This is a genomic window from Nocardiopsis deserti, assembly GCF_008638355.1.
Taxonomy (GTDB): domain Bacteria; phylum Actinomycetota; class Actinomycetes; order Streptosporangiales; family Streptosporangiaceae; genus Nocardiopsis; species Nocardiopsis alborubida.
Genome location: NZ_VWVS01000014.1, coordinates 262,506 through 275,548 on the forward strand (window position 1 = coordinate 262,506; position 13,043 = coordinate 275,548).

12 protein-coding genes are annotated in these 13,043 nt (G+C 74.3%); 11 read left to right on the plus strand and 1 reads right to left on the minus strand.

Going from position 1 to position 13,043, the window contains the following annotated elements; translation table 11 throughout:
- The first annotated feature begins 352 nt into the window (after nucleotides 1-352).
- From FYW99_RS19670 to FYW99_RS19720, 11 genes are all read left to right on the plus strand, one after another.
- Nucleotides 353-1,351: a substrate-binding domain-containing protein gene (locus tag FYW99_RS19670; RefSeq protein WP_150253496.1), complete on the plus strand. Its 999-nt coding sequence runs from the start codon at nucleotides 353-355 to the stop codon at nucleotides 1,349-1,351.
- A 50-nt stretch (nucleotides 1,352-1,401) separates the two neighbouring features.
- Nucleotides 1,402-2,919: a sugar ABC transporter ATP-binding protein gene (locus FYW99_RS19675; RefSeq protein WP_150253497.1), complete on the plus strand. Its 1,518-nt coding sequence runs from the start codon at nucleotides 1,402-1,404 to the stop codon at nucleotides 2,917-2,919.
- Between the two features lie 16 nt (nucleotides 2,920-2,935).
- The gene (locus FYW99_RS19680) at nucleotides 2,936-3,946 is read left to right on the plus strand and encodes an ABC transporter permease (protein WP_150253498.1); all 1,011 of its coding nucleotides are present in this window, start codon (nucleotides 2,936-2,938) and stop codon (nucleotides 3,944-3,946) included.
- 27 nt (nucleotides 3,947-3,973) lie between these two features.
- Entirely contained in the window at nucleotides 3,974-5,065 is a 1,092-nt protein-coding gene (locus FYW99_RS19685) for a zinc-dependent alcohol dehydrogenase family protein (protein ID WP_150253499.1), read from the plus strand.
- The gene (locus FYW99_RS19690; protein WP_150253500.1) at nucleotides 5,062-6,315 is read left to right on the plus strand and encodes a hypothetical protein; all 1,254 of its coding nucleotides are present in this window, start codon (nucleotides 5,062-5,064) and stop codon (nucleotides 6,313-6,315) included. Before FYW99_RS19685 ends, FYW99_RS19690 begins: the two co-directional genes overlap by 4 nt.
- A gap of 69 nt (nucleotides 6,316-6,384) precedes the next feature.
- Nucleotides 6,385-7,140, plus strand: coding sequence for an SDR family NAD(P)-dependent oxidoreductase (locus FYW99_RS19695; RefSeq protein WP_150253501.1), 756 nt, complete (start codon nucleotides 6,385-6,387; stop codon nucleotides 7,138-7,140).
- A gap of 25 nt (nucleotides 7,141-7,165) precedes the next feature.
- Nucleotides 7,166-7,897, plus strand: coding sequence for a FadR/GntR family transcriptional regulator (locus FYW99_RS19700; protein ID WP_017564693.1), 732 nt, complete (start codon nucleotides 7,166-7,168; stop codon nucleotides 7,895-7,897).
- Nucleotides 7,894-9,039, plus strand: coding sequence for a galactonate dehydratase (dgoD, locus tag FYW99_RS19705; protein WP_150253502.1), 1,146 nt, complete (start codon nucleotides 7,894-7,896; stop codon nucleotides 9,037-9,039). Before FYW99_RS19700 ends, dgoD begins: the two co-directional genes overlap by 4 nt.
- A 17-nt stretch (nucleotides 9,040-9,056) precedes the next feature.
- Nucleotides 9,057-9,917, plus strand: a complete 861-nt coding sequence (locus FYW99_RS19710) for an SMP-30/gluconolactonase/LRE family protein (protein ID WP_150253579.1) — start codon at nucleotides 9,057-9,059, stop codon at nucleotides 9,915-9,917.
- On the plus strand, nucleotides 9,914-10,894 hold the full coding sequence (locus FYW99_RS19715) for a sugar kinase (RefSeq protein WP_150253503.1): 981 nt from the start codon (nucleotides 9,914-9,916) through the stop codon (nucleotides 10,892-10,894). The genes FYW99_RS19710 and FYW99_RS19715 overlap by 4 nt, the downstream gene beginning before the upstream one ends.
- The gene (locus FYW99_RS19720) at nucleotides 10,887-11,483 is read left to right on the plus strand and encodes a bifunctional 4-hydroxy-2-oxoglutarate aldolase/2-dehydro-3-deoxy-phosphogluconate aldolase (RefSeq protein WP_150253504.1); all 597 of its coding nucleotides are present in this window, start codon (nucleotides 10,887-10,889) and stop codon (nucleotides 11,481-11,483) included. The genes FYW99_RS19715 and FYW99_RS19720 overlap by 8 nt, the downstream gene beginning before the upstream one ends.
- A 145-nt stretch (nucleotides 11,484-11,628) precedes the next feature.
- Here FYW99_RS19720 and FYW99_RS19725 read toward each other — a convergent pair whose 3' ends face one another.
- A complete protein-coding gene (locus FYW99_RS19725; protein WP_150253580.1) occupies nucleotides 11,629-12,600 on the minus strand; it encodes an aldo/keto reductase in 972 nt (323 codons plus the stop codon).
- Nucleotides 12,601-13,043 lie beyond the last annotated feature (443 nt).

Consider the following 13,043-nt stretch of genomic DNA (forward strand, 5'->3'; position numbering starts at 1 on the left):
GGTGAGCATCCGGAGTTTGTTCGGTAGCGGTTGTCGGCGTGGGGACCGAACGCGCGCGAGGGCGGCCGGTCCGCCGCCCCGCCGCGCAGGAGGGCCCCGCCACGGGTCCGCGCCGGGCCGGACCGTCCTCCGCCCCGCCCGCTACCCGGCCCGGCCCGGGGGGTAACACCCGGCCTCTCCGCGCCTCCGCTTCGCCGTGTCCGCAGGGGCTGCGGTGTGTCCTGTGGCACCCGAAAAATAATTAATTACTATTTATTCTTGACGTTACCTGAGTCACTCTGGCATGCTCTCCAGCAGTTGAGGAAGGCGTCCGCGCAGGTGAGCGCGTACGCCCTACGCCAAGGAGGACCTCATGGGCAGACGACCGCCGCGCCCCCCGGGCCGCGCGCTCGCCGCTCTCACCGCCGCCCTGTGCGTGCTGCTGCTCGCCGGATGCGGCGCCAGGCTCGGCGAGGACGGCCGCATCGGCGTCGTCTACATGGACGCGCAGGGCTTCTACGCGGGAGTTCGCGAGGGCATGCAGAACTACGCCGAGGACTCCGGAAGCGAGCTCCAGCTCCTGGAGCTCAACGCCCGCGGCGACGCCTCGGAGGAGAGCACCTTCGTGGACGTGGTCTCGTCGGCCGACGTCGACGCGCTGGTGCTGTCCCCGGTCTCGGCCACCGCCTCGGTGCCCGCCGTGCGCCTGGCGCACGAGAGCGGGGTCCCGGTGATCTGCTACAACACCTGCATCGAGGACGAGGCCGCCAGGGAGTACGTGACCTCCTACATCCTGGGCGACCCCCACGAGTTCGGGCGCCTGCTGGGCGACGCGGCCGCGGACCACTTCGAGGACGAGGGCGTGGAGGACCCCCGGATCGGCGTCCTCAACTGCGAGTTCGTCGAGGTCTGCGTGCAGCGGCGCGAGGGCTTCGAGGAGGCGCTCTTCGACCGCCTGCCCGACGCCGAGATCGTCGCCAACCAGGAGGGCGCCACCATCGACGAGGCCGTCAACGTGGGCGAGCGCCTGCTCACCGCCCACCCCGACCTCGACGCCTTCTACGGGGAGGCGGGCGGCGCCACCATGGGCGCGGTCCGCGCCGTGACCAACCGGGGCCTGGCCGGGGAGGTCGTGGTCTTCGGCAGCGACATGTCCACGGACGCGGCCCGCGCGCTGGCCGACCACCGCGTCCTCAAGGCCAACGTCGACATCTCCGGGATCGCGGTCGGACTGCTGGCCGGGGAGACGGTCGAGCGCATCATCGCGGGCGAGGAGCCCGAGGAGTTCGTCACCGAGGCGCCCATCGACCTCTACACCACGCCCGAGGACGGCGAGGAGTGGCTGGAGGAGCACCCGGACGGCATCCCCTAGTTCGGCCGCCCAAGCACGCCCGCCCCCTTCGTCCCACCTGTGGAGTACCCATGAGCGACACCTCCGCCGCGCCCCCGCCCGACACCGACGTCGTGGCCCGCGTCCGCGGCGCGACCAAGAGCTATCCCGGCGTCCGAGCGCTGGACCGCGCCGACTTCGAGATCCGCGCCGGAGAGGTCCGCGCGCTGCTCGGACGCAACGGCGCCGGAAAGTCCACCCTGATCCGCCTGCTGTCCGGCGTGGAGGCGCCCGACGAGGGCGAGATCGAGATCGGCGGCCAGCCGCTCGGCCAGGGCGGCATCCGCCGGGCGACCAAGCTCGGCGTGGGCACCGTCTACCAGGAGCTCAGCCTGGTCCCGGAGCTGTCGGCGGCCGAGAACCTCTACCTCGGCACGTGGCCCAAGGCCGCCGGGCGCATCGACTACGGCCGGATCAGGGCCGGGGCCGAGGAGGTCTTCGCCGAACTCGGCGTCGCCATCTCCCCCGACACCCGGGTCGGCGAACTGCCCCTGGCCCAGCAGCAGCTCGTGGAGATCGCGCGGGCCTTCCGCGCCCGGCCGCGGCTGCTCATCCTCGACGAGCCCACCAGCGCGCTCGCCGCCGGTGAGGCCGAGACCGTCCTCAAGGCCGTCGAGCGCGTCGCCTCCCGCGGCGTCGGCGTCATCTACGTCAGCCACCGCCTGGACGAGATCCGCCGGGTCGCCGACACGGTCACGGTCATGCGCGACGGCGCCGTCGTGGAGACCACCCCGGTCCGGGGCGCCACCACCCGGCACATCGTCTCCCTCATGCTCGGAGGCGAGACCAAGGAGGAGAACAGGCCGGTGCGCCGCGCCGCCGCCTCCGCAACGCCGCTTCTGTCGGTCCGCGACCTGGCGGTCCCGCCCAAGGTCGACGGCGTCTCCTTCGACCTGCGCCCCGGCGAGGTCCTGGGCCTGGGCGGCCTCATGGGCTCGGGGCGGACCGAGATCCTGCGCGCGCTGGCGGGCTTCACCCCCTCCCGGGGGACCGTGGAGGTGGACGGCTCACCGGTGGCCCGCCCCACCCCCCGCGCGATGAAGCGCCTGGGCGTGGGCATCACCCCCGAGGACCGCAAGGGAGAGGGCGTCGTCCCCCTCCTGGGCGTCTCCGAGAACATGGTCATGACCTGGTTCGGCGGCGCCTCCAAGGCGGGGACCGTGCTCCCCTCCCGCGTCTCGGGGATCGGCCGGGACCTCATCGACCGGCTCTCGATCAAGGCCGCCGCCACCGACACCCCCATCGTCAACCTCAGCGGCGGCAACCAGCAGAAGGCCGTCATCGGCCGCTGGCTCCACGCCGGGAGCCGCATCCTGCTGCTGGACGAGCCCACCCGGGGCGTGGACGTCGAGGCCAAGGCCCAGATCTACGCCATCGTGCGCGAGCTGGCCGAGCAGGGGGCCGCGGTCCTCTTCGTCTCCAGCGAACTGGAGGAACTGCCGCTCGTGTGCGACCGCGTGCTCGCCCTGCGCGGAGGACGCCTGCAAGGCGAGTTCACCGGCGACGACATCACCCTGGACAACATCATGGCCGCCGCGATGGCGGCATGAACGGCGAGGTAGAACAATGACCACCACCACCAAGGTCACCGGCGAGGCGGTCCCCGCCCGCGGCGACCTCATCGGCCGCTACGGCCACCGCCTCAACGAGATCGGCCTCCTGGCCGCCATCCTGATCCTCTACGTCGTCCTCGGGCTCTCCGCCTCCGGGTTCCTGAGCCTGGACAACCAGCTCGGCCTGCTGCGCAACGCCGCCACGATCGGCATCGCGGCCTGGGGCGTCACCCTGGTGATCATCGCCGGGGAGATCGACATCAGCATCGGCCCGGCCGTCGCCTTCGCCTCGGTCATCGTGGCCAAGGGCGCCACCGAGTGGAACCTGGGCGTGATCGGCGCCATCATGCTCACCCTGGCCATGGGAGTGCTCTGGGGCGCCCTCGCCGGGTGGCTCCGGGCCCGGTTCAACGTGCCCTCCTTCATCACCACGCTGGGGCTGTGGAGCGTCCTGGGCGGCCTGGCGCTGTACATGACCGACGCCCTCCCCGTGCCGCTGCCCCAGAGCGGCCTGCTCGACGTGCTCGGCGGCTCCGTTCTGGGCGTCCCGACCGCCGCGCTGGTCATGCTCGTGCTCTTCGTGGTCTTCGCCTACGTCGCCAAGTACACCGCCTACGGCCGCTCCGTCTACGCCACCGGCGGCAACGCCGCCGCCGCGCAGCTGGCCGGGCTCAACGTGGCCCGGGTGCGCGTCCTGCTGTTCGCCACCACCGGCCTGCTCTCGGCCATCACCGGCGTGCTGCTCGCCGCCCGCCTGGGCTCGGGCAACGGCGGCGCCGCGGCGGGGCTGGAGTTCGACGTGATCGCCGCCGTGGTCATCGGCGGTACCGCCCTCGCGGGCGGACGCGGCTCGCTCGGCGGTACCTTCCTCGGGGTCGTCTTCATCACGGTCATCGCCAACGGCCTGGTGCTGCTCGGCGTCAACTCCTTCTTCCAGGACGTGGTGCGCGGCCTCATCATCGTGGGCGCCGTCCTGATCAACGTCGTCATCAGCAGGCGCAGCGCGGCCAACCGCCTCGCCTAGCCATCTCCGAACGGGGGAAACACAGTCATGAACGCAACGGCCGCCGCCACCGAGCTCCCCGGGACCATGCGCGGGGTGCGCCTGCCCGGGGACTCGACCGCGGTCCTGGACACCCTGCCCGTGCCCGAGCCGGGCCCCGGACAGGTGCTGATCCGGGTCGGCGCCTCGGGCATCTGCGGCAGCGACATCGGCTTCATCTACCACGAGCACAAGACGCACCGGGGGGTCGACGGCCCCGCTTACCAGGGTGTCGTCGCGGGCCACGAGCCCTCGGGCACGGTCGTGCAGGCCGGGCCGGGCTGCCGCAGGTTCGGCCCCGGCGACCGGGTCATCGTCTACCACATCGCCGGGTGCGGGCTGTGCGACAACTGCCGCCGCGGCTTCATGATCAGCTGCACGGACCCCTCCCGGGCGGCCTACGGCTGGCAGCGCGACGGGGGCCACGCCGAGTACCTACTGGCGCAGGAGTCCACCTGCGTCCCCCTGCCCGACGAGCTGTCCTTCGTGGACGGCGCGCTCATCGCCTGCGGGTTCGGCACCGCCTACGAGGGGCTGCGGCGCATCGGGGTCAACGGCGACGGCGACCTGCTCGTCGTGGGCCTGGGACCGGTGGGGCTGGCGGCCGGGATGATCGGCCGGGGCATGGGCGCGGCCCGCGTGATCGGGGTCGAGCCCAACCAGCGGCGCCGCGAGTGGGCCGCCACCCTGGACGTCTTCGACGCCCTGGCCTCGCCCGAGGAGGCGGCCGACGAGATCGCCCGGGTCACCTCCGGCCGGGGCGCGGCCACGGCCGTCGACTGCTCCGGGTCGCGCGCGGGCCGCTCCCTGGCCCTGGAGAACGCCGCCGAGTGGGGCCGCGTCTCCCTGGTCGGCGAGGGCGGCACCCTGGAGACCGAGGTGTCGGACACCCTCCTGCACAAGCAGCTCACCCTGTACGCCTCCTGGGTGACCTCGCTGCCCGCCATGGCGGAGCTGTCGGTGAACCTGGTGCGGTGGGGCCTGTCCCCGGAACGGGTGGTCTCCGACCGCTTCGACCTCGCCGACGCCGACGCCGCCTACCGCCTGGCCGCGGGCGAGAGCCGGGGCAAGGTGTGCCTGGTCAACGGAGCCGAGCGGTGAGCCGCCCCGTCGAGGTGCGGCGCGACGCCTCCGGGGCGCACGAACTCGTGGTCCTGGACAACGGAGTGCTGCGGCTGACCGCCGCCCCCGCCCTGGGCGGGCGGCTCCTGTCGGTGCGCCACCGCGGCCGCGAGCACCTGTACCGCAACCCCCGACTGCTGGGCGAGGACCTCCAGCCGGTGGAGGGCGTGGTGCTCGGGCCGGTGGACGGACCCATGAGCGCGTGGAACAACGTCGGCGGCGACAAGACCTGGCCCGCGCCCCAGGGGTGGGACGGTCCCGACGAGTGGGCGGGACCGCCCGACTCCGTCCTGGACTCGGGCCCCTACACCGCCGGGACCGCCACCGCTCCCGACGGCTCCGCCGTGCTCACCCTCACCAGCGGGGACGACCCCCGCTCGGGGCTGCGGCTCACCCGCCGTCTGACCCTGGCACCCGGCAGCGCCGCCTACCGGCTCGACCTGGAGGCGGCCAACGTCTCCGGCACCGCGCGCCGGTGGGCGCTGTGGAACGTCACCCAGCTCGACGGCGGTCCCGGCGGTCCCAGTGGGTCCAGCGGGTCCAGTGGACAGCAGGACGGGCAGGACGGGTTCCGCGGGGTCTACGTGGGCGTGAGCGGGCCGGGTCCGCACACCGTGCCGCTGGTCGCGGGCAACGGCCGTCCCCGGGTGGTCCAGCACACGCCCTCCGTGGTGCGGGTCCCCCTCCAGGACGTGGTCGGCAAGGTCGGCTTCCCCACGGCCTCCGGATGGCTGGCCGACGTGGGCGCCGGGGGCACCCTCACCCAGCGCTTCGCCGTGCACGAGGGTGCCGAGTACCCGGACGGCGGGTCCAGGGCCGAGGTGTGGCTCGAATGCCCCGTGGAGCGACCCCTGGAGCACCTGGGCGGGCTGTGCCCGGTCGACCGCGTCACCGAGGTCGAGGCTCTGGGACCGCTCACCGAGCTCGCACCGGGACAGGCCACGGCCCTCAGCGTCGAGTTCGGCTTCGGCTCGGGCACGGGGCCGGTGGCCGGGGTGACCCCCGACGGCTTCTGGAGCGAGGAGCCCCGCTGGGGCGCCCCGGAACCGGGAGGGCGGCGCCTGAGCGGGGTCTTCACGTCCTCGCGCGCGGGCGCGCTGGTCCACCGGGCGTCCGGCCGTACGGTCGCGCGGACCCGGCCCGGCGAACCCGCGCGCTTCGACGCCGTGGTCCCCGACACTGACACCGACACCGCGCCCGCCATCGTGTTCACGCCAGACCGGGCCTGAGCACCGCGGCGCCGCAGAGCGACGACCGTCCCCGGCCCGGCCGGGGACGCAGCAGAGGACGGTAACGACATGACACACACCAGGCACCGCGGAGTCACCGCCGTGGTCACCGGCGCGGCCCGCGGCATCGGGGAGGCCACCGCCCGCCGCCTGGCAGCCGAGGGCGCCTCGGTGGTGCTGACCGACCTGTCCCCGCGACTGGAGGAGGCCGCCGAACGCATCCGCGCGGAGGGCGGACGCGCCCTGGCGGTGCGGGCCGACGTGAGCGACGAGGCCTCCTGGGACGGGGTCGTGGCGGCGGCACGGGACGCCTTCGGACCGGTGGGCGTCCTGGTCTCCAACGCCTACACCTTCGAGCAGGCGCCCGCCCACGAGACCACGCTCGGCTCCTGGGAGCGCCAGCTCGCCGTCAACCTCACGGGGGCGTTCCTGGGGGTGCGCGCCTGCCTGGACGACCTCTCCGCCAGCGGCGGCAGCGTCGTCATTACCTCCTCGGTCCACGCCTGGTTCGGGATCCCCGGCCGACCGGCCTACGCCACCACCAAGGGCGGGCTCACCGCCCTGACCCGCCAGCTCGCCGTCGAGTACGGGCCGCGGGTGCGCGTCAACTGCGTGCTGCCCGGCCCCATCCTCACCGCGGCCTGGGAGGACGTGGACGAGGAGGACCGCCGCGACAGCGTGGCGCAGACCGCCGCGGGCCGCTTCGGCGACCCCGACGAGGTCGCCTCCGTCATCTCCTTCCTCGCCTCCGCCGAGGCCTCCTACGTCACCGGCACGAGCCTGCCGGTCGACGGAGGGTGGAGTATCTACAAGGCGTCGTCGTGACGGGACGCCCGGAACGGAGGAAGTGATGGCGGCCTACTCGGGGCGCGGTGTGCACGGCCAGACGGTGCGGTTGCTGGGAGAACGCGTGCTCTCCGGGCGGATCGGCGAGGGGGAGACGATCGACCTGGCCGCGCTCAGCGGCGAGCTCGACCTGAGCCTCACCGCGATCCGCGAGGCGATCAAGGTCCTGGCGGCCAAGGGGCTGGTCGGCTCCCGGCAGAAGAAGGGGACCTTCGTGCGCCCCCGCGGCGACTGGAACCTGCTCGACCCCGACGTGGTCCGGTGGCGGATCGCCGCGGGCGCGGGCGACGTCTTCTTCGGTGAGCTGGCCGAGCTGCGCGACGCCCTCGAACCCGCCGCGGCGCGCCTGGCCGCGCGGCGCCGCACCGACGCCGACGTCGCCGAACTGCGCGCGGCGCTCGCCGACATCGCCGACTCCGGCCACGGCCCGGCCGAGGAGGCCGCGCGGGCCGACCTGCGCTGGCACCGCGCGCTGCTGGCGGCCACGCACAACGAGCTGTTCACCCGCACCGACGTCTTCTTCGCCGCGGGGCTCTCCGAACGCGACCGCCTGGTCCACGGAGGCGCCCACGACGACCCGGTGCCCACCCACGGCGCGGTCACCGAGGCCGTCGCCGCGGGCGACCCCCGCGCCGCCGAGTCCGCCATGCGCTCCCTGCTGGAGCAGGCCAGGGAAGACCTCCTCCGCGTCACCGAGGACGACGCGGCCGTAGACGATCTGGAGAGATCTCAGTGAGAATCACCCGTATCGAGACCTTCCTGGTCCCGCCCCGGTGGCTGATGTGCCGGGTGGAGACCGACGACGGCGTCGTGGGCTGGGGCGAGCCCGTGGTGGAGGGGCGCGCGGAGACCGTGCGCGCCGCGGTCGAGGAGCTGTCCGAACTCCTCCTGGGCCAGGACCCCGCGCCCATCGAGTACCACTGGCAGCGCCTCACCAAGGCCGCGTTCTACCGGGGCGGGCCGGTCCTGTCCAGCGCGGTCGCGGGGCTCGACCAGGCGCTGTGGGACATCGCGGGCAAGCGCCTGGGCGTCCCCGTGCACCAGCTCCTCGGCGGCCCCGTCCGCGACCGGGTACGGGTGTACGGCTGGGTCGGCGGCGACGACCCGGCCGAGCTGGCGGACGCGGTCGCGGCCCGCGTGGAGTCCGGGCTCACCGCCGTGAAGATGAACGCCTCCGGGGTGATGGGGCGCTCGGCCACCGTGCGCGAGATCGACGGCGTCGTGGAGCGCCTGGCCGGGGTGCGCGACGTGCTCGGCCCGGACCGGGACGTGGCCGTGGACTTCCACGGCCGCTTCAACGCCGCCACCGCCCGCAGGGTCCTGCCCCTGCTGGAGCCCCTGCGCCCCATGTTCGTGGAGGAGCCGGTCCTGCCCGAGTACGGGCACCTGCTCGGGGACGTCGTGCGGTGCAGCCCGGTGCCCATCGCCACCGGGGAGCGCCTGTTCAGCCGGTCCGAGTTCCTGCCCGCGCTCCAGGCGGGGGTCGCGGTCGTCCAGCCCGACCTCTCCCACGCGGGCGGGATCTCCGAGGTGCGCAGGATCGCCTCCCTCGCCGAGACCTACGACGCCCTGCTGGCCCCGCACTGCCCGCTCGGCCCGGTGGCACTGGCCGCGAGCCTCCAGGTCGCCTTCGCCACGCCCAACTTCCTCATCCAGGAACAGAGCATCGGCATCCACTACAACCGGGACGCCGAACTGCTCGACTACGTCCTGGACACCGACGTCTTCGCCTTCCCCGACGGGCACATCCGCCGCCCCGAGGCCCCGGGGCTGGGCGTGAGCGTGGATGAGGACGCCGTGCGCGCGGCGGACCGGATCGGCCACCGCTGGAGGCCGCCGGTGTGGAGCCACCAGGACGGATCCTTCGCGGAGTGGTGAGGAGGGAAGTGACGCGCATGCTGTGCGAACCGTGGAGCACGGACCGCTTCGAACTGGGGGAGGGGCTGCGCTGGCGGGGCCGTGACCTGCTCATGGTGGACATCCTCACCGGCCGCCTCCTGCGGCTCGACCCCCGCGTCCCGGGCCCGGCCGAGGTGATCGCCGCCCTCGACGTCCCCCTGGGCGCGGTCGCCCCCGTCCGGGGCAGGCCGGGGGCGTTCGTCGCGGCGGCGGGCACGGGGGTGGCACTGCTGGCCGAGGACGGCGCGCCGGAGTGGCTGGCCAGACCCGAGGACGGCGCGGCCACGCCGATGCGGATGAACGACGGCTGCTGCGACCCGAGCGGGAGGTTCTGGGCCGGGTCGATGGCCTACGACGGCACCCCCGGGGCCGGTTCGCTCTACCGCGCCGACCCCGACGGCCGGGTCACCCGGATCCTGGAGGGCTACACCGTTCCCAACGGCCCCGCCTTCACCGCCGACGGCGCCCGCATGTACCTCGCCGACAGCGCCGAGGGCCGGATCGACGCCTACGAGATCTCCCCCGACGGCACCCCCGGGGCGCGGACCGTCTTCGCCCGGGTCGAGGAGGGGAGCCCCGACGGGATGCAGGTCGACGCCGAGGGGCACCTGTGGGCCGCGGTCTGGGGCGCGGGGAGGGTGCACCGCTACGACCCCGACGGCGCCCTGGAGCGCGTGGTGGACCTGCCCGCCGCCCAGCCCACCAGCGTGTGCGTCGTCGACGCCCCCGACCCCCGACTGTTCGTCACCTCCGCCGCGATCGGCCTCGACCGCCCCGGGCCCGGCGACGGAGCCCTCTTCTCGGTGCCCGTGGACGTCTCCGCCCCGGCGGCCCAGCCCTTCGGAGGAAACCCGTGACACCCCAGATCACCTGTGTCGGCGAGACCATGCTGCTGCTCACCGCGGCCGAGCCGGTCCCCCTGGACGGCGCCCCGCTCCTGTCCATGGGCACCGCGGGCGCGGAGTCCAACGTCGCGTGCGCCCTGGCCGCCCTCGGGCACCGGGCCGCCTGGCTCAGCAGCGTGGGCGACGACCCCTTCGGACGGGTCGTCACCCGGAGCCTGCGCGAACGCGGTGTGGACGTGTCCGGAGTACGGACCGACCCAGACCGGCCCACCGGCCTGCTGGTCAAGGACCCCTCACCCTCGGGCAGCGCGGTCCACTACTACCGCGCCGGGTCGGCCGCCTCGGCCCTGGGTCCCGAACTGGCCGGGCACCCCCACGTCCGGGCGGCCCAGGCGGTGCACCTGTCGGGCGTCACCCCGGCGCTCTCGCCCGGCTGCGACGCCCTCGCCGAGCGCCTGCTGGCCGACCCGGGCCTGACGGTGAGCTTCGACGTCAACCACCGGCCCCGCCTCTGGAAGGAGGGGCAGGCGGCCCCCCGCCTGCTGGAACTGGCCCGGCTCGCCGACGTCGTCCTCGTCGGCAGGGACGAGGCCGAGGAGCTGTGGGGAACACCCAGCGCCCGCGACGTCCGTGCGCTCCTGCCCGACGTGGACCGCCTCGTGGTCAAGGACGCCGAGCACGGCGCCACCGAGTTCCGCGGCGGGAGCGAGGAGTACGTGCCCGCGCCGGTGGTGGAGGTCGTCGACCCGGTGGGAGCCGGGGACGCCTTCGCCGCCGGATACCTGGCCGGAGGGCTGCGCGGCCTCGACGGTCGGGGGTGCCTGCGGCTGGGGCACCTGTGCGCGGGGCGCGTCCTGCGGGTGGTGGGCGACCTCGCCGACCCGCCCCCGGCGCGGCAGGTGGACGAACTGCTCAGGGTCCCCGACGACCGGTGGACCGACCAGGCTTCGGCGGCCGTGGCCGCAGTGAGAGGAGACGGACATGAGTGACCAGGGACTGGACGGACTGTTCGGGGGGCACCGCGTACTGGCGATCCTGCGGGGCATGCCCGTGGACACCACGGTCGAACTGGCCGAGCGCGCGTGGGACCTGGGCGTCACCGCGGTCGAGGTGCCCGCCCGCGACGCCCTCGGCCTGGAGGCGCTGCGCGCGACCGTCAGGGCCGGGGCCGAGCGCGGCCACCCCGTGGGCGCGGGCACGGTGATCTCCCCTGAGCAGGTGCGCGCCGTGGCCGGGGCCGGAGCCGCCTTCACCGTCGCGCCGGGCTTCGACGCGGAGGTCATGGCCGCCTCGGAGGCGGAGGGGATGCCCCACCTGCCCGGCGTGGCCACTCCCAGCGACGTCCAGGGCGTGATCAGGGCGGGCGGCCGCTGGGTGAAGGCCTTCCCCGCCACGTCGCTCGGCACGGCGTGGTTCCGCGCCATGCACGGGCCCTTCCCCGAGGTGCGGATCGTGGCCACTGGCGGCATGGACGCCCGCAACGCACGCGAGTACCTCGACGCGGGGGCGCGGATGGTGGCGGTCGGCTCGGCGCTGGCCGACCCCGAGCAGATTCCCCTCCTCGCCGAACTCGTCTGAACGGGCCCGGGGAGCGGTTCAGACCCGGGGCCTCTGGGCCCCTGGGTTCTTGGGCTCCTAGGAGCCCGGAGACCCGGGGCCCTCAGGGCGCGTCTGGTGGGTGCTGTCCGTCGCGTGGCAGGGGCACGTGCCCGCCGGACACGCCTCAGGCGCCCTCGGGCGGCTCCGGGTCGGTGGCCCTGGTCAGCAGGGCCGCGGACTCCTCGTCCAACCGCAGGTGGTTGGCGGGCAGGAGGTCGGCCAGCTGGCCGGTGTCGCGTGCGCTGGCCAGCACCGAGGCCACGGACGGCCGGTCCGCCAGCCAAGCCAGCGCCACGGCCGCCGGGGAGGCCCCGCAGCGCTCGGCGACCGTGTCCAGGGCGTCGAGCACCCGCCGCCCGCGCGGTTCGTCCAGATAGGCGCGGGCCTTCCCGGCGCGAGGGCTGTCGACGTCGGTGGAGCCCGGCCGGTACTTGCCGGTGAGGAAGCCGCGGGCCAGGCCGAAGTAGGGCAGCAGAGCCAGGCCGCGCTCGCGCGCCAGCGGCACCAGGTCAGCCTCGATCCCGCGTTCCACCAGGTTGTACAGGGGCTGCACGCACACCGGGGCGTGCAGCCCCCGCTCCTCGCACACGTCCAGCCACGCCCGGATCCGGCCGGGCTTGTGGTTGGACAGTCCCACGTGGCGCACCACGCCCTCGTCCACCAGCTCGGAGAAGGCCTCGGCGCTCTCTGCCAGCGGCGTCTCGGCGTCGTCGAAGTGCGCGTAGTACAGGTCGATGGTCTCCACGCCCAGCCGTTCGAGCGAGGCCTTCGCGGCGGCCCTGACGTTGGACGCGGACAGGCCGCGGAAGTCGGGGTGCTCGCTGACCTTCGTGGCGATCACCATGTCCGAGGGGCGTCCGCGCGAGGCGAGCCAGCGGCCGATGACCGTCTCGGACTCGCCCCCCTGGTGCCCCTCGACCCACGCGGAGTAGGAGTCGGCGGTGTCGAGGAAGTTCCCGCCCGCCGCGGTGTAGGCGTCCAGGATCTGGAAGGAGGTGCGCTCGTCCGCGGTCCAGCCGAAGACGTTCCCGCCCAGGCACAGGGGGGACACGCGCAGAGACGACTCTCCCAGTTGGCGAAGCCGTACGTGGTTCATGCTCACCCAGCCTTCCGTCGAGTGGTGGACGCGCCGACAGGCTAGACCCGCGGGTGCCGGAAACCGGTGCTCCCTCCCTTCTCGGGGTGTCACGCCGGGGCGGGACCGGACGGCCGTGACCGGAACCGGTCACCTTCCGGCCGCGGAACCGGGTCGTCCGCGGGCCGCTGGGCAGGCTTCCCGTGCCCCAGCAGTGACGCGGCCGTGAGGTGACCCTTGAGCGACGACAGGCGTGACGACGAACGGTCCGCGGGCACCCGCAGCACCGCGGGGGGCGTCTCGGGCCACGGGGCGCTGCTCCAGGGCCGGGACTTCTCGTTCACCGTCCTCCAGGGCGGGACGCCGGACGGGAGCGGGACCAGGGCCCGTCCGTGCTACGCGGTCCCCGCCCCGCCGCTGTTCGTCAACCGCGTCCGTCAGCTGGCCCGGGCCCGCGCCTTCCT

Excerpts from the sequence above, each read along its gene's own strand:
- FYW99_RS19710 (WP_150253579.1), top strand. The coding sequence starts at position 9,057 with ATGCTGTGCGAACCGTGGAGCACGGACCGCTTCGAACTGGGGGAGGGG.
- FYW99_RS19685 (WP_150253499.1), top strand. The coding sequence starts at position 3,974 with ATGAACGCAACGGCCGCCGCCACCGAGCTCCCCGGGACCATGCGCGGG.
- FYW99_RS19725 (WP_150253580.1), bottom strand. The coding sequence starts at position 12,600 with ATGAACCACGTACGGCTTCGCCAACTGGGAGAGTCGTCTCTGCGCGTG.
- FYW99_RS19695 (WP_150253501.1), top strand. The coding sequence starts at position 6,385 with ATGACACACACCAGGCACCGCGGAGTCACCGCCGTGGTCACCGGCGCG.
- FYW99_RS19720 (WP_150253504.1), top strand. The coding sequence starts at position 10,887 with ATGAGTGACCAGGGACTGGACGGACTGTTCGGGGGGCACCGCGTACTG.
- FYW99_RS19670 (WP_150253496.1), top strand. The coding sequence starts at position 353 with ATGGGCAGACGACCGCCGCGCCCCCCGGGCCGCGCGCTCGCCGCTCTC.
- FYW99_RS19680 (WP_150253498.1), top strand. The coding sequence starts at position 2,936 with ATGACCACCACCACCAAGGTCACCGGCGAGGCGGTCCCCGCCCGCGGC.
- FYW99_RS19675 (WP_150253497.1), top strand. The coding sequence starts at position 1,402 with ATGAGCGACACCTCCGCCGCGCCCCCGCCCGACACCGACGTCGTGGCC.
- FYW99_RS19700 (WP_017564693.1), top strand. The coding sequence starts at position 7,166 with ATGGCGGCCTACTCGGGGCGCGGTGTGCACGGCCAGACGGTGCGGTTG.